Source organism: Enterobacter vonholyi, assembly GCF_008364555.1.
Lineage (GTDB): Bacteria > Pseudomonadota > Gammaproteobacteria > Enterobacterales > Enterobacteriaceae > Enterobacter > Enterobacter vonholyi.
On record NZ_VTUC01000002.1, the window covers coordinates 93,662 to 111,649 of the forward strand.

Genomic DNA, 17,988 nt, shown 5'->3' on the forward strand with positions numbered 1-17,988 from the left:
GGCATCAGCGTGCGCATTTCCCCTGAGGGGATGCACCGTTACAGCGTATGCTCAGTACGGGCAATAATATCGTCCTGTGCATCCGGCGACAGGGCGGTGAAGAACGCCGAGTAACCCGCGACGCGCACCACCAGGTCACGATACTGGTCAGGGTGTTTCTTCGCCTCCAGCAGCGTTTCGCGGGAGACAATGTTGTACTGAATATGCCAGCCCTTATGCACCTCGAAGAAGGTGCGCAGCAGCACCATCAGCTTCTGGCGATCGCTGTCGTTTTCCAGCGTTGACGGATTCAGCTTCTGGTTCAGCAGCACGCCGCCGAGAATCGCTTCGGTCGGCAGTTTGCCCACCGAGCCAATTACCGCCGTCGGGCCAAGGTGGTCGGTACCGGAAGCCGGGCTAGCCCCTTCCGCCAGCGGCGTATGCGCCTTACGTCCGTCCGGCGTTGCCATCGTCGCCGCGCCAAACGGCACGTTTGCGGAGATGGACGACGTGCCCGCGTAGTAGTTACCGCCAATCGGGCCGCGGCCGTAGCGAGGGTTGTGATACTGCTTAAGCTCTTCAATGTAGGTCTGATAAGCACGGGTCAGCAGCATATCCACGCTGTCATCGTCGTTACCGTACTTCGGCGCGCCGTTAATCAGACGTTGACGCAGCTGCTCGTGAGTCAGCCCGTCGAAGTCATCCGCCAGCGCCGCCGCCAGCTGCTGTTGGCCGATAGTGCCCTGTTCGAACACCAGCTTTTTCACCGCCGCCAGGCTGTTGCCGAGGTTGGCGATACCCACCTGCAGGCCGGAGACCCAGTCATACTTCGCGCCGCCCTGCTTGATGCTTTTCGCGCGCTCGATGCAGTCGTCCACCAGCGCCGAGCAGAGAATATCGTGGACGTTCTCTTCCAGCATGGTGTCTACCACGTACTCAATCTCAATGGATTTGCGGGTGTAGTAGCGGATCTGGCTATCCCAGGCTGACATCACCTCCTCGAAATTTTCGAAGTTACCTGCAGAGAGCGCTTTCTCCTGCGGCAGGAATACCTTGCCGCTGGTGGCGTCGCGGCCGCCTTCCAGCGCCGCCAGCATCACGCGGGCGAAGTTGATAAAGCTCATGCCGGTGCAGCGATAGCCCCACTTGCCGCCCACTGCGGTTTCGATACAGCCAATGGCCGCGTAGTCGTAGGCGTCGTCGCGTTCAACGCCGAGCTTGATGAATTCCGGAATGACGATTTCATCGTTGTTGAACGCCGGCATCCCGAAGCCGCAGCGGATCACCTGCACGCACGCATCGAGGAAGTCGTTGCTCATGCCCGCGTGATAGCGCACGCTCAGGTTCGGCTGGGTGGATCGCAGACGGCCGCAGGATTCCAGGATCGCGTAGGAGAGCGGGTTCACCGCGTCCATCGGCTCACCGTTGACCAGCTTCTGGCCGCCGATGGTGACGTTCTGGTACAGGGGGCTACCGGCAGAGGCTTTGGAGTGCGAGCCGGAGCGGATCTTGTTCACTTCAAGCAATTTCAGCCAGCAGCTGTGCAGCAGTTCAATGGCGTGTTCGCGGTCGAGGCTCTGGTTCAGCTCCACGTCGCGGCGGTAGTACGGATAGAGATACTGGTCCATACGCGCAAAGGAAACGGAGTGGCCGTTGGACTCAATCTGCAGGATCAACTGAATGAAGTAGCACAGCTGCAGCGCCTGCCAGAAGGTTTTTGGCGGCTCGTGGGCAATCACGTCGCAGTTTTCCGCCATTGCCAGCAGCTCGTCGCGGCGGCTTTCGCGGGTTTCGGTCGCGGCCATTTCACGCGCCAGGTCGGCAAAACGTTTGATGTGCAGGCTTACCGCTTCCAGCACGATATCGATCGCCTTCAGGAACTGATCGCCGTGCAGGTCTTCCAGCACCGTCAGGTTGATGCGCGAGCGGCGTTCGGCCACTTTGGCGCGCAGGCCATCGAGACCTTTCTCCAGCACCAGCGGGAAGTTCACCGCCAGGTGCGCGTCGCCTGAGGTCATGTTGCCTTCGGCTTTGATAATGCCGGTTTCCAGCAGGCCTTTCTGCTCGTCGGTGAACATGCCGTAGCAGCGATCCTGCACCGTCTGGCCGCGCCACCAAGGGCAGATCTCGTGCAGCACACGCTTGTTCTGTTCGCTCACCGCAAAGCCCGCGCCCGGGCGGTCTGCCAAGTCGTCGATCTCTTTCTCAATCCAGGAGACGGTGTATTCCGGGAAGATCGGCGCGGCGCGCACCTCGCTTGCCTGGTTACCGATAATCAGCTCGTCGTGTTTGATCCAGATGGTACGTTCGGCCAGGTGATGCGCCAGCGCCAGAGCGCGACGCACCGGGATCGGCTTGTCCATGTGCTGCTGGTACATTTCGGTGTAATGCTGCGCGCGCTCGGTACAGACCGGCGGCTTGACGATATGCACCAGGGCCGTTTTGTGCGCCTTAATGCGTTCGCTGAGGGTATTGAGATTCAGGGTGGTCATAAGTTTATCCTCGTAAGGTCGCGGTTAACCCTTTCTGGCGGGCGTACTGCTGCGCAAAGTCCAGCAGAGCAGGGTTATCCAGCGGTTTGTCAGGGGCAGAGTAGGGTTGGCCGAGCAGGGTGTATTTGTTCATGCCCAGCGTGTGATACGGCAGAAAATGAATATCGTCGACGCCGAGTTCATCAGCAGCGAAGTTGGTAATGGCGGTTATGGAGGCTTCATCTGCGTTGAAGCCCTGGATGAGCGGTACGCGGATGGTGATTTTTTTCCCTGCGGCGGCCAGGCGTTTCAGGTTATCCAGGATGCGCTTAGCCGAACCGTCCGTCCACTGCTTGAAAACGTCACCGTCGACATGCTTCAGGTCGGCGAGGAACAGATCGACGTACGGTAATGACGGCTCGATATAGTGCCACGGCACGTGAAGGCAGGTTTCCACGGCGGTGTGGACACCCTGTTCGTGGCTGGCTTTAAACAGGGCCTGCGCCAGATCCGGGTTCATAAACGGCTCGCCACCGGAGAGGGTGATCCCGCCACCGCTGCGGTCGTAGAAGGGCTTGTCGCGCAGTACGGTCGCCATGATCTCCTCGACCTGCTGTTCTTCGCCACAGACGGTCAGCGCCTGCGTCGGGCAGCAGTCGGTGAGGGCGTTAAGCGTCTCTTCACTCAGCTTTTCGCGGTGGATGATCGGGCCATTCAGCGCGCGTTCGATGCAGCCCGGCGCGGCCTGCTGGCACAGATCGCAGCCGTCCAGGCACTGACGTGCATCAAACAGCACGTCCCGGCTGCGGGAGCGGCTTTCCGGGTTCTGGCACCAGCGACAGCCCAGCGAGCAGCCTTTCAGGAACACCACGGTACGAATACCGGGGCCGTCGTGGGTAGAGTAACGCTGAATATTGAAGATCATGTTTTTGCCTCTCATATTGCATATGAAGATTAAATTACTTTCGAATGAAAGTTATCTTGATGCAGGTCAACTCTTCAGCAGGTTTTGTCGTGATAGGGTAAGTGCAGGCTAATTTTGAGGGTGACATCATGGAACTTTATCTCGACACATCTGACGTTGCGGCAGTCAAAAAGCTGGCGCGTATCTTCCCGCTGGCGGGCGTGACCACCAACCCAAGCATCGTAGCTGCCGGTAAAACGCCGCTCGATGAACTGCTGCCCGCGCTGCACGACGCGCTGGGCGGCAAAGGTCGTCTGTTCGCACAGGTGATGGCGACCACCGCCGAAGGGATGGTGGAAGAAGCGCGTAAGCTTCGCGCCATCATTAACGATCTGGTGGTGAAAGTGCCGGTAACCGCAGAAGGGCTGGCGGCGATCAAGATGCTGAAAGCGGAAGGGATCCCGACGCTGGGTACGGCGGTATACGGTGCTGCGCAGGGGATGTTGTCCGCGCTGGCGGGGGCGGAGTATGTGGCCCCTTACGTTAACCGCGTGGACGCGCAGGGCGGGGACGGGATCCAGACCGTAATTGAGCTGCAACAGCTGCTGACGCTGCACGCGCCGCAGTCAAAGGTGCTGGCCGCGAGCTTTAAAACCCCGCGTCAGGCGCTGGACTGCCTGCTGGCAGGGTGCGAGTCCATCACGCTGCCGCTGGACGTGGCGCAGCAGTTTATTATCTCTCCTGCGGTAGATGCGGCAATTGTGAAGTTCGAGCAGGACTGGCAGGGGGCGTTTGGACGGACGTCGATCTGACGGGTGCGGCCTGATGCCCTCACCCCAACCCTCTCCCACAGGGAGAGGGAGCAAACACTAAAACGGCAACCTGAAGGTTGCCGTTTGCTTTAACCTCCGCACACCTCACACCCCGGGTTACGCATCAGCTTCATCTCGCGGAACTGGCAGGTCATCGCGTCGTACATCACGATTTTCCCCGCGGCAGGCGTGCCGTAGTGTGCCAGCACCTTGATCGCTTCCATCGCCTGCAATGAGCCAATCACGCCGACGAGCGGCGCCATCACGCCCGCCTCAACGCAGGTCAGCGCATTCTCGCCAAACAGGCGGCTCAGGCAGCGGTAGCAGGGTTCCCCCTCGGCGTATGTGAAGACGCTGATTTGCCCCTCCATGCGGATAGCCGCGCCGGAAACCAGCGGCGTTTTATGGGCAAAACAGCCCGCGTTGAGCTGGTTTCGGACGGTGACGTTATCGGTGCAGTCCAGCACCAGGTCATGCTGTGCAATCTGCGCGAACAGCGCATCGTCATCCAGCATCGCGTCAATCAGGGTGAACTGTACGTTGGGGTTGATGCGCGCCAGCGCCGTGCGGGCAGAGTCCACTTTCGGCTGGCCCACCGTCGCGTCGCTGTGCAGCGTCTGGCGCTGCAGGTTGGACACCGACACGGTATCGAAATCCAGCAGCGTCATACTGCCCACGCCCGCCGCGGCAAGGTATTGCGCGGCGGCGCAGCCCAGCCCGCCCAGCCCGACGACTAGCACGCTGGCCGCCTTGAGCGCTTCCTGGCCTTCGAAGTCAAACCCGCGCAGCACAATCTGGCGGTTGTAGCGCATCATCTCCGGGTCGCTCAGCTCCACCGTCATATCAGCCTCCGAACAGGTGGTTAAAGCGCTCTATCTCAACCCATTCGCCGGCTTCCACGTTGCCGCGCTCGCGCTCCAGCACGATAAAGCAGTTGCCCTGGCTGAAGGAGCTGAAAATGTGTGAGCCCTGGTGCCCGGTGGTACTCACTTCGAGCTCGCCGTCCGCGTTGCGCGCCAGAATGCCGCGCTGAAAATCGAGACGACCCGGTGATTTTTTCATCCGCGTGGCGGCACGCACGCGCACGCGTTCCGGCAGCGGGCTGGCCTTGTTGCCGGAAAGCTTCGCCAGCAGCGGGATCGCCAACTGGTAAAAGGTGAGTGCCGCCGAGACCGGGTTACCCGGCAGGCCGCAGAACCAGCTGTGTGAAAGCTTGCCAAACGCAAACGGCTTGCCCGGCTTGATTGCAAGCTTCCAGAAGGCGATTTCGCCCAGCTCTTCAAGAAGGGTTTTGGTGTAATCCGCTTCGCCCACGGAAACGCCGCCGGAGCTGACGACCACATCGGCGGATTTATCCGCCTCGATAAACGCCGCGCGCAGTTTTTCCGGATCGTCTGGAATAATGCCGAGGTTAATGACCTCGCAGCCCAGCTGCTCCAGCATCAGGTGTACCGCCAGGCGGTTGGTATCGTAAATCTGGCCGTCCTGCAGCGGCTGGCCCGGAAGCTGCAGCTCGTCGCCGGTGGAGAAGACGGCGACGCGCACTTTGCGAATAACGTCGACTTCCGCGATGCCGAGCGAGGCCAGCACCGGCAGCTCCGCCACCGTCAGCCTTTGCCCGGCGGTAAAAATGGTCGCGCCGAGGGTAATGTCCTCGCCGGTACGGCGGATGTTCTGGCCTGCTTTGACGCTGGCGGTAAAACGCACGCCGTCGTCGGTCTGTTCGGTCTCTTCCTGCATCACCACGGCGTCGCAACCGGCCGGAACCGGCGCGCCGGTCATGATGCGCACGCAGGTGCCCGCAGGCCATTCACCGCTAAACGGCTGACCCGCAAAGGCTTTACCCGCCACCGGCAGGGCGTTACCCGTCTCGAGATCCGCCAGGCGTACCGCGTAACCGTCCATCGCTGAGTTATCAAACCCCGGCACGTTAAGCGGAGAGACGATATCGCGCGCGGCAATACGGCCAAAACAGCGCACGAGGGGCAGCGTCTCTACGTCATGCAGCGGGGAAACTCGGTCAAGCATCTGCGTGAGTGCCGTCTCAAGCGGCATCAGTCCGGCGGTAAAATCCATGGTGGGCTCCTGCGGAGTAACAACGAAAGCGTCCATTATGGCAGAAAAGTGCGGCTAACTGTATGACCGAAGGGTGCACGCTTTACATCACTGTTACGTCTTTCTATATTCAAAAATCATCTGAAGTTTCGTCGACGATAATGATATTTATAGAAAAAGCCGCAAAACAGGCTAACGGGTGATGCGAATGGTTAATGCGGTAATCGCAATTCATGGTGGCGCCGGGGCAATCACCCGAGCACAGCTCAGTCCCGAGCAGGAAAAGCGCTACATCGACGCGCTGTACGCCATTGTGGAAACGGGCCAGAGAATGCTGGAAGCGGGCGAAAGCGCGCTGGACGTGGTCACCGAGGCGGTGCGCCTGCTGGAAGAGTGCCCGTTATTTTATGCGGGGATCGGTTCGGTCTTTACCCGGAATGAAACGCACGAGCTGGATGCCTGCGTGATGGACGGTATTACCCTGAAAGCGGGCGCCGTGGCGGGCGTCAGTCACCTGCGTAACCCGGTGCTGGCCGCGCGTCTGGTGATGGAAGAGAGTCCGCACGTGCTGCTGACGGGGGCCGGGGCGGAGACCTTTGCCTTTGAGCACGGGATGGAGCCGGTATCGCCCGATCTGTTTTCCACGGAAGCGCGCTATCAGCAGTTACTGGAAGCTCGTTCGGCGGGCATGACGCAGCTTGACCATACTGCGCCGCTGGATGAGCGCAGCAAAATGGGCACGGTCGGCGCGGTGGCACTCGATAAAGCCGGAAACCTCGCGGCGGCGACGTCAACGGGCGGGATGACCAACAAGCTGCCTGGACGCGTCGGCGACAGCCCGCTGCCGGGTGCGGGCTGCTATGCCAATAACGCGACGGCGGCGGTGTCGTGTACCGGCACCGGGGAAGTGTTTATTCGCGCTCTCGCGGCCTACGACATTACCGCGCTGATGGATTACGGCGGCTTAAGCCTGAGCGAGGCCTGCGAGCGCGTGGTGATGGAAAAACTGCCTGCCCTGGGCGGCGTCGGCGGACTCATTGCGGTGGATCGTGAGGGCAACGTGGCCCTGCCGTTCAACAGCGAAGGCATGTATCGCGCCTGGGGCTATGCCGGTGATGAGCCGAGCACGGGGATCTATCGTGAATAAGGGGGCAGCGCGTGCCGCACAGTGAAGAGCTGGACAACCGCGAAGTATTGGCTGTCCATCAGCTGAATATTGCGTTTCAGGAAGAGCGGCAGTTCTTCCCCGCAGTACAGAATTTATCGTTCACGCTCAGGCGCGGCGAGACGCTGGCGATTGTTGGCGAATCCGGTTCCGGGAAATCGGTCACCGCGCTGGCGCTGATGCGCCTGCTGGAACAGACGGGCGGGCAAATCAGCAGCGAGAAAATGCTCCTGCGCCGCCGTAACCGTCAGGTCATTGATTTAAATGAGCTGAGCGGTGCGCAGATGCAGGGCGTGCGCGGGGCGGATATTGCGATGATTTTCCAGGAGCCGATGACCTCTCTGAACCCGGTGTTCCCGGTCGGGGAGCAAATTGCCGAGTCTATCCGCCTGCATCAGGGGCTGAGCGGCGACGAAGCGCTCAAAGAGGCCCGACGGATGCTGGAGCTGGTGCGCATTCCGGAGGCGCAGGCTATTCTGGGCCGCTATCCGCATCAGCTTTCCGGCGGCATGCGCCAGCGGGTAATGATCGCCATGGCGCTCTCCTGCCGTCCGGCGGTGCTCATTGCCGACGAGCCGACAACGGCGCTGGACGTGACCATTCAGGCGCAGATCCTGCAGCTCATCAACGTGCTGCAGCAGGAGATGGAGATGGGGGTGATCTTTATCACCCACGATATGGGCGTGGTTGCCGATATCGCCGATCGCGTACTGGTGATGCATAAGGGCTGCGCGGTAGAAACCGGCCCGGTCGAGCAGATTTTTCACGCGCCCGCGCATCCTTACACCAAAGCACTGCTGGCGGCGGTCCCGCGCCTGGGGGCGATGAACGGCAGCGATCTGCCGCGCCGTTTTCCGCTGATTTCCCTCGAGGCGTCTGAGCTGCAGGAGGATGAGCGCGAGCAGGACACCGTGGTGCCGGGCAAGCCCATTCTGGAAGTACGAAATCTGGTCACTCGGTTTCCGCTGCGCAGCGGCGTGTTGAACCGGGTGAAGCGCGAAGTGCACGCGGTGGAAAACGTCAGCTTCGACCTCTGGCCGGGCGAAACGCTGGCGCTGGTGGGGGAGTCCGGCTGCGGTAAATCCACGACCGGGCGCGCGCTGCTCCGTCTGGTGGAAACTCAGGAGGGCAGCATTACCTTTAACGGCGAGCGCATTGATACCCTTCCGGACAGCAGGCTGCAGGCGGTGCGGCGGGATATTCAGTTTATTTTTCAGGATCCGTATGCCTCCCTCGATCCGCGCCATACGGTGGGGTATTCGATCATGGAGCCGCTGCGGGTGCATAACCTGCTCGACGGCGAGGCGGCTCAGCGTCGCGTGGCCTGGCTGCTGGAGCGCGTTGGCCTGAAGCCGGAACACGCCTGGCGTTATCCGCATGAGTTTTCCGGCGGGCAGCGGCAGCGTATCTGCATCGCCCGCGCGCTGGCGCTGAACCCGAAAGTGGTGATTGCGGATGAATCCGTCTCTGCGCTGGATGTCTCTATTCGGGCGCAAATCATCAATCTGCTGCTTGATTTACAGCGGGATATGGGTATCGCCTTCCTGTTTATCTCGCACGACATGGCGGTGGTCGAGCGCATCAGCCATCGCGTGGCGGTGATGTTTATGGGGCAGATCGTGGAGATTGGGCCGCGAAGGGCAGTGTTCGAGAACCCGCAGCACCCGTACACCCGCAAGCTTATTGCGGCGGTTCCGGTTGCCGATCCCGCACATCGTCACGGCCAGCGTGTGCTGCTGCAGGATGATATGCCGGGCAATATTCATAAACTCGGCGAGGCCGTGGAGCGCGTGACGCTTCGCGAGGTCGAGCCGGGTCATTTCGTCGCTCCCCCGCGTCAGGACAATGCTTTTTCGCGGTTATAACTTACAACAGGCAGGAGAACACAATGGTTACATTTGTAGCGCGTAGATGGTTGTTAGCCGCGAGCGTGACGGCAGCCCTGGCCGCTGCCCCCGCGTTCGCTGCCAAAGATGTGGTGGTTGCCGTCGGCTCCAATTTCACCACGCTCGATCCGTATGACGCCAACGACACGCTCTCTCAGGCGGTGGCGAAATCGTTCTACCAGGGCCTGTTCGGCCTGGATAAAGAGATGAAGCTCAAAAACGTGCTGGCGGAGGGGTACACCGTGTCCGACGACGGGCTGGTCTACACCATCAAGCTCAGAACCGGCGTGAAGTTCCAGGACGGGACAGACTTCAATGCGGAGGCGGTGAAGATTAACCTCGATCGCGCCAGCAATCCTGAAAACAGCCTCAAGCGCTATAACCTTTATAAAAACATCGCCAAAACCGAGGTGGTCGACCCGGCGACGGTAAAAATCACCCTGAAAGAGCCGTTCTCCGCGTTTATCAATATTCTGGCGCATCCGGCAACGGCGATGATTTCCCCTGCCGCGCTGCAGAAATACGGCAAAGAGATCGGTTTCCACCCTGTTGGCACCGGCCCTTACGAACTGCTCACCTGGAACCAGACCGATTTTGTGAAGGTGAAGAAGTTCGCGGGCTACTGGCAGCAGGGGCTGCCGAAGCTGGATACCATCACCTGGCGCCCGGTGGTGGACAACAACACCCGCGCGGCGATGCTGCAAACCGGCGAGGCGCAGTTTGCCTTCCCGATCCCGTATGAGCAGGCCGCCATTTTGCAGAAAAACAGCAAGCTGGAGCTGGTCGCCAGCCCGTCGATCATGCAGCGCTACATCAGCATGAACGTCACGCAAAAGCCGTTCGATAACCCGAAGGTGCGCGAAGCTATTAACTATGCCATTAACCGTCAGGCGCTGGTGAAGGTCGCTTTTGCGGGCTATGCCACCCCGGCCACCGGCGTGCTGCCGCCGGCTATCGCCTATGCGCAAAGCTATCAGCCGTGGCCCTACGATCCGGCTAAAGCGCGCGAGCTGCTGAAAGAGGCGGGCTTCCCGAACGGTTTTAGCACCACGCTGTGGTCGTCGCATAATCACAGCACCGCCCAGAAGGTGCTGCAGTTTACCCAGCAGCAGCTGGCGCAGGTGGGTATCAAGGTACAGGTCACGGCAATGGATGCCGGACAGCGTGCGGCAGAAGTGGAGGGGAAAGGGCAGAAAGAGAGCGGCGTGCGGATGTTCTACACCGGCTGGTCGGCATCGACTGGTGAAGCCGACTGGGCGCTGTCGCCGCTGTTTGCCTCGCAGAACTGGCCGCCAACCCTGTTCAACACCGCGTTTTACAGCAATCCGCAGGTGGACAAAGACCTGGCCGATGCGCTGAAAACCACTAAACCGGACGAGAAAGCTCGTCTCTATAAGGACGCACAGGACATCATCTGGAAAGAGTCGCCGTGGGTGCCGCTGGTGGTGGAGAAACTGGTGTCAGCCCATAACAAAGCGTTGACCGGGTTCTATATCATGCCTGATACGGGCTTTAGCTTTGACGATGCGGATTTAAAATAACGCCCATGCTGAATTATGTTTGTAAACGCCTGCTGGGGCTTATTCCGACGCTGCTGATTGTGGCGGTGCTGGTGTTTTTGTTTGTCCATATGCTGCCGGGCGATCCGGCGCGTCTGGTTGCCGGGCCCGAAGCGGATGCCTCGGTCATTGATCTGGTGCGTAAACAGCTGGGTCTTGACCAGCCTCTGTATATGCAGTTTCTGCACTATATTGGCAACGTTCTTCAGGGTGACTTTGGTATTTCGATGGTGTCGCGTCGTCCGGTGTCGGAGGAGATCGCCACCCGCTTTATGCCGACGTTCTGGTTGACGATTGCCAGCATGAGCTGGGCAGTCGTGTTTGGGCTTGGCGCCGGTATTGTCGCTGCCGTCTGGCGCAACCGCTGGCCGGACAAGCTCGGCATGGCGCTGGCGGTCACCGGCATCTCTTTCCCGGCGTTCGCGCTGGGGATGCTGCTGATGCAGATCTTCTCCGTTGAGCTGGGCTGGCTGCCCACCGTCGGGGCCGATACCTGGAAGCATTACATCCTGCCTTCCATGACGCTTGGGGCTGCCGTGTCGGCCGTGATGGCCCGCTTTACCCGCGCCTCGTTCGTTGACGTGCTGAGCGAAGATTATATTCGCACCGCGCGGGCGAAAGGGGTCAGCGAGAAGTGGGTCATTCTCAAGCACGGGTTCCGCAACGCGATGATCCCGGTGGTGACGATGATGGGGCTGCAGTTTGGCTTCCTGCTGGGCGGCTCTATCGTGGTGGAAAAGGTCTTCAACTGGCCGGGGCTGGGACGCCTGCTGGTCGATTCCGTCGAGATGCGCGACTACCCGGTGATTCAGGCGGAAGTCCTGCTTTTCTCGCTGGAATTTATTCTTATCAACTTAGTGGTGGACGTGCTCTACGCCGCCATTAACCCGGCCATCAGGTATAAGTAAGATGCGATTATTGAACTGGCGACGTCAGGCCGTTTTAAACGCGATGCCGGGGCTCAAACCGGACCACGTCCGCACCCCGTGGTCTGAATTCTGGCGGCGTTTTCGCCGTCAGCCGGTCGCGATGACCGCGGGGCTGTTTGTGCTGCTGCTTATTGCAGTGGCGGTGATTGCGCCGTGGGTGGCGCCATTTGATGCGGAAAACTATTTTGACTACGACCGTCTGAACGACGGACCGTCGATGCTGCACTGGTTCGGCGTGGACTCCCTCGGGCGCGATATCTTTAGCCGCGTGCTGGTCGGGGCGCAAATCTCGCTTGCCGCCGGGGTGTTCGCGGTGCTGATCGGCGCGGCCATCGGTACCGTGCTGGGGCTCGTTGCCGGATATTACGAAGGCTGGTGGGACCGCATCATCATGCGCATCTGCGACGTGCTGTTTGCTTTTCCCGGCATTCTGCTGGCGATTGCCGTGGTGGCGATCATGGGCAGCGGCATGGCCAACGTCATCATTGCGGTCGCGGTGTTTTCGATTCCGGCGTTTGCGCGCCTGGTGCGCGGCAACACGCTGGTGCTGAAACAGCAGACCTTTATAGAATCTGCCCGCAGCATGGGGGCCAGCGACGCCACCATCCTGTTCAGCCATATTCTGCCGGGTACGGTGTCGTCCATCGTGGTCTATTTCACCATGCGTATCGGCGTGTCGATTATCTCGGCGGCCAGCCTGTCGTTTTTAGGGTTGGGGGCTCAGCCTCCAACGCCGGAGTGGGGCGCGATGCTGAACGAGGCGAGGGCGGATATGGTGATTGCACCGCACGTGGCGATCTTCCCGAGCCTGGCAATTTTTCTGACCGTGCTGGCGTTTAACCTGCTGGGTGACGGTCTGCGCGACGCGCTGGATCCGAGGATTAAGGGATAGCGCAGTGAAATGTGCCGGGTGGCGGCTACGCCTTACCCGGCCTACAAAAGAGGAGCAGGAAGATTAAACCCGGCTACCCCACAGGTCATACTCGTCGGCGTTTTCAACCTTCACGCGAATAATATCACCTGGCTTAACGTTGGTTTCGCCATTCAGGTACACCGCGCCGTCGATTTCAGGGGCGTCCGCCATGCTGCGGCCAATCGCGCCTTCTTCGTCAACTTCGTCGATGATAACCATTATCTCGCGGCCCACTTTTTCCTGCAGACGCTCGGCAGAAATCTGCTGCTGCAGCTGCATGAAGCGGTTCCAGCGTTCTTCTTTCACCTCTTCCGGCACCTGGTCCGCCAGCTCGTTGGCGGTTGCGCCTTCTACCGGGCTGTACTTGAAGCAGCCGACGCGGTCCAGACGCGCTTCTTTCAGGAAGTCGAGCAGCATCTGGAAGTCTTCTTCGGTTTCACCCGGGAAGCCGACGATAAAGGTGGAGCGCAGCGTCAGATCCGGGCAGATCTCACGCCACTGCTTGATGCGGGCCAGCTGGCGGTCAACGGAGCCAGGACGTTTCATCAGTTTCAGGATACGCGGGCTCGCGTGCTGCAGCGGGATGTCCAGGTACGGCAGAATTTTGCCTTCCGCCATCAGTGGGATGACATCGTCAACGTGCGGGTACGGGTAGACGTAGTGCAGGCGCGTCCAGATACCGAGTTTGGACAGCTGTTCGCACAGGCCAACCATGCTGGTTTTCACCGGCTCGCCGTTGTGGAAACCGGAGCGGTGCTTCACGTCCACGCCGTAGGCAGAGGTGTCCTGGGAGATGACCAGCAGCTCCTTCACGCCCGCGTCGGCCAGACGTTTGGCTTCAGCCAGCACTTCGCCAATCGGACGGCTCACCAGATCGCCACGCATGGATGGGATGATGCAGAAGGTGCAGCGATGGTTGCAGCCTTCGGAAATTTTCAGGTACGCGTAGTGGCGCGGCGTCAGCTTCACGCCCTGTTCCGGCACCAGGCTCAGGAACGGGTTATGCTTTGGTTTTGGCACGTAGTGATGAACATGTTGCAGCACCTGCTCGTAGCTGTGCGGGCCGGTGATCTCCAGCACCTTCGGGTGCACTTCGCGGATCTGGTCTTCTTTCGCGCCCAGACAGCCGGTCACGATCACTTTACCGTTTTCCGTCAGGGCTTCACCGATGGCTTCCAGTGATTCCTGGACCGCGCTGTCGATAAACCCGCAGGTGTTAACGATCACCATATCGGCGTTGTCGTAGCTTGGCACCACGTCATAGCCCTCGGTGCGCAGTTCGGTCAGGATGCGTTCTGAATCCACCAGGTTTTTCGGGCAGCCCAGGGAGACGAAGCCGATTTTCGGCTGGTGCGTAACATTGCTCATAGGTTAAAAATTCATCAATTATGGAGTTATCAGGGCGGGATTTTACAGCGTATCGCGGGGGATTTATACACTCTTTGCAAGGTGGATGCGTCGGGCTGACGTTGTAACATTGTAAATAATGTTAATCAGTTAATAAAAATTGATCCCAGGCATTAAACTGTACAAAAAATGTACTTATCCTGACTATGCACCATGGCTGACAGAGGAGGAAAGAGCATGACCGTTGACAGACTAAAACGCGATCTGCTGAACAAGCTGATCAACGCCCGAATCGACCTGGCCGCGTACCTGCAGTTGAGGAAGGCAAAAGGGTATATGTCAGTCAGCGAAAGCGAACATCTGCGTGATAACCTGTTTGAACTGTGTAATTTCATGCGTGAAAAAGCACCGACCCTGAAGGCGAATTACGGCGAAAGTGAGCTGATCGCGCTGCGCCGCGCCGCTGAGGTGCTCTCTATCGCTGGGGTATGTCTGATGAACGGACGCCACGACTGCCCGAACTTTATCGCCGTAAACGCGGAGAAGCTTGAAAACTGCCTGACAACGCTCTCTCTTTGCATCATGTGCCTGAACGAGCACGAGAAGCTTGAACAGCACTGATCCAGGGGGAGGCGACTCCCCCTTCTGCTTAAGCTTTTGTAAAAGTGCTAACGCGCCCGGACGCAGTGGCTAATCTTTATGCCATATGCCGATAAAGGAGTGCGTTATGCCTCGATCCTCGCTGATTTCCCTGCCTGTATTATTCATTCCGTTTTCACTTCTTGCTGCGCCAGAGGCGGTGAAGGTCGAGGTGCTGCAAAACAGACTCGATCACCCTTGGTCCCTGGCGTTCCTGCCGGATAATGACGGGCTGCTGGTGACCCTGAAGGGTGGTCAGCTCAAACGCTGGCAGACCGGAAAAGGGCTCTCCGATCCGATTGTCGGCGTGCCGAAGGTCTGGGCAAACGGTCAGGGAGGGTTGCTGGATGTGGTGCTTGCCCCGGATTTTGAGAAGTCGCGCCGCGTCTGGCTGAGCTACGCCGAGGCCGGGCATGACGGCAAAGCCGGCACGGCGGTAGGCTATGGCCGCCTGAGCGACGACTATTCCCGCATCGAGGGATTCCAGGTGGCGTTTCGCCAGATGCCGAAACTCTCAACCGGTAACCATTTTGGCGGGCGGCTGGTGTTCGACGGCAAAGGCTCTCTCTTTATTGGACTCGGCGAGAATAATCAGCGTCCGACGGCGCAGGATCTGGATAAATTGCAGGGTAAAGTGGTGCGCCTTACCGAAGACGGAAAAGTCCCGCCGGATAACCCCTTTGTGAATACCCCCGGTGCGCGACCCGAAATCTGGTCTTACGGCATTCGCAACCCGCAGGGGATGGCGATGAACCCCTGGAGCGACACGCTCTGGCTGAACGAGCACGGCCCGCGAGGCGGGGATGAGATCAACATTCCGGAGAAAGGAAAAAACTACGGCTGGCCGCTGGCGACGCACGGCATTAACTACAGCGGCCTGAAAATCCCGGAAGCTAAAGGCGAGCACGTTGAGGGAACCGAAAAACCGCTGTTCTTCTGGAAAGTCTCACCCGCGGTGAGCGGCATGGCGTTTTACAACAGCGACGTTTTCCCGCAGTGGAAAAACAAGCTGTTTATCGGCGCGCTGAAGGAGAAGGACGTGATCGTGCTGAGCGTGGACGGCAATAAGGTGACGGAGGACGGGCGCATTCTGGGCGACCGGGACCAGCGTATTCGCGACGTGCGGGTGGGGCCGGATGGGTATCTGTATGTCCTGACCGACGAGACGGACGGGCAACTGTTGAAAGTCAGCCCGTCCGGCGCGTAATCAGGTGACCGGGATCATTACCACGTTGCGGTAAGCCGGGCGATCGCTCAGCTGTTTAAGCCAGCGCTCCAGGTGAGGGCGCGGCGTCCACTTCAGGCCCATATTGGTCAGGTTCCAGACGAACGGCGCCACGGCAATATCGCCCACGCCGAACGCCTCGCCGGAGAACCAGGCGTGCTTCGCCAGCTCGTCATCCATCATCGCAAACAGATTTTCGCAGGCATCCTGGGCGGCGTGAATTGCGGGATAATCGCGTTCGGCTTCCGGCGTGCGGATAAGCCCCATTAGGATCACGCGGTGGGTCGGGGACAGCGTCTGGTTCGCCCAGTCCATCCACTTTTCGCCCTGAGCGCGCCGGGCGGGATTCTCAACCCACAGGCGGCCCTGACCGTACTGCGCTGCGAGGTAACGCACAATGGTGTTGGACTCCCAAAGCGTCGCGTCTGTTTCATCATCGCGCAGCAGCGGCACCAGGCCGTTCGGGTTCATGGCCAGATAGTCGGCCTCTTTGTTCACGCCAAACGACATACCGGCCATAATTTGGTTGAACGGTAAATCCAGCTCCTCGAGCGTCCAGAGCACTTTCTTAACGTTGGTCGAGTTGTTCCTGCCCCAAAGCGTAATCATATTTACTCCTGATGAGATGTGAATCCGGGTCAGCTTTTGCCATGGTGAGATAAACCTAACAATTACGCAACAGAAGACAAAAAAATCGTCAGAATCAAAGCGTATCTGAATGTTATTGCATAAACTTTAATAACTTTACCCTCGTTGGGTTTCTTTAACCGTTTTAGTGCGCTATTACTCATCGCTTCTTGCGACACGGTGATGTGACGTAATTTTTGAATGGACACTCGGGTGGCATTTATGACGCGTAAAATGACTTCTCTGCGCAGCCTTGCGACAGGCTCTGCGCTCCTTTTCATGTTTGCACCAACTCTCTACGCAGCTGAGCAGGCTGCGCCCGAAGCGCCGCCTGTGGACGCGCGCGCATGGATCCTGATGGATTATTCCAGCGGTAAAGTGCTGGCGGAAGGTAATGCAGATGAGAAACTCGATCCGGCAAGCCTGACCAAAATCATGACCAGCTATGTGGTGGGTCAGGCGCTGAAAGCGGGCAAGATCAAGCTGGACGATATGGTCACCATCGGGAAGGATGCCTGGGCGACCGGCAACCCGGCGCTGCGGGGCTCTTCGGTGATGTTCCTGAAGCCTGGGGATCAGGTCTCCGTTTCCGATCTGAACAAAGGGGTAATTATTCAGTCGGGAAATGATGCATGCATCGCGCTGGCCGATTATGTTGCCGGCAGCCAGGATTCTTTCATTGGCTTGATGAATGGCTATGCGCAGAAACTGGGCTTAACCAACACCACGTTCAAAACGGTTCACGGTCTGGATTCGCCGGGACAGTTCAGTACCGCGCGCGACATGGCGCTGCTGGGGAAAGCGCTGATCCACGACGTGCCGGATGAATACGCCATCCATAAAGAGAAAGAGTTTACCTTCAATAAAATCCGTCAGCCGAACCGCAACCGACTGTTGTGGAGCAGCAACGTTAACGTGGACGGAATGAAAACCGGCACCACGGCGGGCGCGGGCTATAACCTGGTGGCCTCCGCGACCCAGGGCGACATGCGCCTGATTTCGGTAGTGCTGGGCACCAAAACCGACCGTATTCGCTTTAATGAGTCAGAAAAACTGCTGACGTGGGGCTTCCGCTTCTATGAAACCGTGACGCCGATTAAACCGGATGCCACGTTCGTCAGCCAGCGCGTCTGGTTTGGTGACAAGAGCGAAGTGAACCTGGGCGCGGGTGAGGCGGGCTCGGTGACCATTCCGCGTGGTCAGCTGAAAAACCTGAAGGCCAGCTACACCCTGACCGACCCGCAGCTCACCGCGCCACTGAAAAAAGGTCAGGTAGTCGGGACGATTGATTTCCAGCTAAACGGTAAATCAATTGAACAGCGTCCGTTAATTGTAATGGAAGCGGTCGAAGAGGGCGGCTTCTTTAGCCGGATTTGGGATTTCGTGATGATGAAATTCCACGGGTGGTTCGGCAGCTGGTTCAGCTAAACCTGATGGGTTTTCTCCCTCTCCCTGTGGGAGAGGGCTGGGGTGAGGG

General features: G+C 59.1%; 15 protein-coding genes. 9 read left to right on the top strand and 6 right to left on the bottom strand.

Annotated elements, in window-relative coordinates:
* Window positions 1-38 precede the first annotated feature (38 nt).
* Both F0319_RS02705 and F0319_RS02710 read right to left on the bottom strand, forming a co-directional pair.
* Window positions 39-2,471, bottom strand: coding sequence for a formate C-acetyltransferase/glycerol dehydratase family glycyl radical enzyme (locus F0319_RS02705; protein WP_149366223.1), 2,433 nt, complete (start codon window positions 2,469-2,471; stop codon window positions 39-41).
* Window positions 2,472-2,475: 4 nt separating this feature from the next.
* Window positions 2,476-3,375 carry a glycyl-radical enzyme activating protein gene (locus tag F0319_RS02710; RefSeq protein ID WP_149366224.1) on the bottom strand — a complete coding sequence of 300 codons (900 nt, stop codon included), beginning with the start codon at window positions 3,373-3,375 and terminating at the stop codon, window positions 2,476-2,478.
* A gap of 128 nt (window positions 3,376-3,503) precedes the next feature.
* Here F0319_RS02710 and fsa point away from each other — a divergent pair, with 128 nt between their 5' ends.
* Window positions 3,504-4,166, top strand: a complete 663-nt coding sequence (gene fsa, locus F0319_RS02715; RefSeq protein WP_149366225.1) for a fructose-6-phosphate aldolase — start codon at window positions 3,504-3,506, stop codon at window positions 4,164-4,166.
* Between the two features lie 89 nt (window positions 4,167-4,255).
* Here the strand turns inward: fsa and moeB are convergent, their stop codons facing one another.
* Both moeB and moeA read right to left on the bottom strand, forming a co-directional pair.
* Window positions 4,256-5,008 (bottom strand): molybdopterin-synthase adenylyltransferase MoeB, encoded by a 753-nt coding sequence (moeB, locus tag F0319_RS02720; protein ID WP_149366226.1) that lies wholly within the window; start codon window positions 5,006-5,008, stop codon window positions 4,256-4,258.
* Window position 5,009: 1 nt separating this feature from the next.
* The gene (gene moeA, locus F0319_RS02725) at window positions 5,010-6,242 is read right to left on the bottom strand and encodes a molybdopterin molybdotransferase MoeA (RefSeq protein WP_149366227.1); all 1,233 of its coding nucleotides are present in this window, start codon (window positions 6,240-6,242) and stop codon (window positions 5,010-5,012) included.
* A gap of 187 nt (window positions 6,243-6,429) precedes the next feature.
* On the opposite strand from moeA, the gene iaaA reads away from it, so the two are divergent.
* From iaaA to gsiD, 5 genes are read left to right on the top strand one after another with little or no spacing between them, the layout of a single operon-like run.
* A complete protein-coding gene (iaaA, locus tag F0319_RS02730; protein WP_149366228.1) occupies window positions 6,430-7,368 on the top strand; it encodes a beta-aspartyl-peptidase in 939 nt (312 codons plus the stop codon).
* Window positions 7,369-7,379: 11 nt separating this feature from the next.
* Window positions 7,380-9,251: a glutathione ABC transporter ATP-binding protein GsiA gene (gsiA, locus tag F0319_RS02735; protein ID WP_149366229.1), complete on the top strand. Its 1,872-nt coding sequence runs from the start codon at window positions 7,380-7,382 to the stop codon at window positions 9,249-9,251.
* Between the two features lie 23 nt (window positions 9,252-9,274).
* Window positions 9,275-10,813, top strand: a complete 1,539-nt coding sequence (gene gsiB, locus F0319_RS02740; RefSeq protein ID WP_149366230.1) for a glutathione ABC transporter substrate-binding protein GsiB — start codon at window positions 9,275-9,277, stop codon at window positions 10,811-10,813.
* A 5-nt stretch (window positions 10,814-10,818) separates the two neighbouring features.
* Window positions 10,819-11,739: a glutathione ABC transporter permease GsiC gene (gsiC, locus tag F0319_RS02745; protein ID WP_149366231.1), complete on the top strand. Its 921-nt coding sequence runs from the start codon at window positions 10,819-10,821 to the stop codon at window positions 11,737-11,739.
* A 1-nt stretch (window position 11,740) separates the two neighbouring features.
* Window positions 11,741-12,652 (top strand): glutathione ABC transporter permease GsiD, encoded by a 912-nt coding sequence (gene gsiD, locus F0319_RS02750; RefSeq protein ID WP_024908682.1) that lies wholly within the window; start codon window positions 11,741-11,743, stop codon window positions 12,650-12,652.
* Window positions 12,653-12,715: 63 nt separating this feature from the next.
* Here the strand turns inward: gsiD and rimO are convergent, their stop codons facing one another.
* Window positions 12,716-14,041, bottom strand: coding sequence for a 30S ribosomal protein S12 methylthiotransferase RimO (gene rimO / locus F0319_RS02755; RefSeq protein WP_008501203.1), 1,326 nt, complete (start codon window positions 14,039-14,041; stop codon window positions 12,716-12,718).
* Between the two features lie 216 nt (window positions 14,042-14,257).
* Here rimO and bssR point away from each other — a divergent pair, with 216 nt between their 5' ends.
* Together bssR and F0319_RS02765 are read left to right on the top strand one after the other, a co-directional pair.
* Window positions 14,258-14,641, top strand: coding sequence for a biofilm formation regulator BssR (bssR, locus tag F0319_RS02760; RefSeq protein ID WP_111963863.1), 384 nt, complete (start codon window positions 14,258-14,260; stop codon window positions 14,639-14,641).
* Window positions 14,642-14,747: 106 nt separating this feature from the next.
* Window positions 14,748-15,866, top strand: coding sequence for a PQQ-dependent sugar dehydrogenase (locus F0319_RS02765; protein ID WP_136194584.1), 1,119 nt, complete (start codon window positions 14,748-14,750; stop codon window positions 15,864-15,866).
* Here the strand turns inward: F0319_RS02765 and F0319_RS02770 are convergent, their stop codons facing one another.
* A complete protein-coding gene (locus F0319_RS02770) occupies window positions 15,867-16,493 on the bottom strand; it encodes a glutathione S-transferase family protein (protein ID WP_111963865.1) in 627 nt (208 codons plus the stop codon).
* Between the two features lie 240 nt (window positions 16,494-16,733).
* Here F0319_RS02770 and dacC point away from each other — a divergent pair, with 240 nt between their 5' ends.
* A complete protein-coding gene (gene dacC, locus F0319_RS02775; protein ID WP_149366232.1) occupies window positions 16,734-17,939 on the top strand; it encodes a serine-type D-Ala-D-Ala carboxypeptidase in 1,206 nt (401 codons plus the stop codon).
* Window positions 17,940-17,988: the final 49 nt, after the last annotated feature.

Excerpts from the sequence above, each read along its gene's own strand:
- F0319_RS02705 (WP_149366223.1), bottom strand. The coding sequence starts at position 2,471 with ATGACCACCCTGAATCTCAATACCCTCAGCGAACGCATTAAGGCGCAC.
- F0319_RS02710 (WP_149366224.1), bottom strand. The coding sequence starts at position 3,375 with ATGATCTTCAATATTCAGCGTTACTCTACCCACGACGGCCCCGGTATT.
- fsa (WP_149366225.1), top strand. The coding sequence starts at position 3,504 with ATGGAACTTTATCTCGACACATCTGACGTTGCGGCAGTCAAAAAGCTG.
- moeB (WP_149366226.1), bottom strand. The coding sequence starts at position 5,008 with ATGACGGTGGAGCTGAGCGACCCGGAGATGATGCGCTACAACCGCCAG.
- moeA (WP_149366227.1), bottom strand. The coding sequence starts at position 6,242 with ATGGATTTTACCGCCGGACTGATGCCGCTTGAGACGGCACTCACGCAG.
- iaaA (WP_149366228.1), top strand. The coding sequence starts at position 6,430 with ATGGTTAATGCGGTAATCGCAATTCATGGTGGCGCCGGGGCAATCACC.
- gsiB (WP_149366230.1), top strand. The coding sequence starts at position 9,275 with ATGGTTACATTTGTAGCGCGTAGATGGTTGTTAGCCGCGAGCGTGACG.
- gsiC (WP_149366231.1), top strand. The coding sequence starts at position 10,819 with ATGCTGAATTATGTTTGTAAACGCCTGCTGGGGCTTATTCCGACGCTG.
- gsiD (WP_024908682.1), top strand. The coding sequence starts at position 11,741 with ATGCGATTATTGAACTGGCGACGTCAGGCCGTTTTAAACGCGATGCCG.
- rimO (WP_008501203.1), bottom strand. The coding sequence starts at position 14,041 with ATGAGCAATGTTACGCACCAGCCGAAAATCGGCTTCGTCTCCCTGGGC.
- bssR (WP_111963863.1), top strand. The coding sequence starts at position 14,258 with ATGACCGTTGACAGACTAAAACGCGATCTGCTGAACAAGCTGATCAAC.
- F0319_RS02765 (WP_136194584.1), top strand. The coding sequence starts at position 14,748 with ATGCCTCGATCCTCGCTGATTTCCCTGCCTGTATTATTCATTCCGTTT.
- F0319_RS02770 (WP_111963865.1), bottom strand. The coding sequence starts at position 16,493 with ATGATTACGCTTTGGGGCAGGAACAACTCGACCAACGTTAAGAAAGTG.
- dacC (WP_149366232.1), top strand. The coding sequence starts at position 16,734 with ATGACGCGTAAAATGACTTCTCTGCGCAGCCTTGCGACAGGCTCTGCG.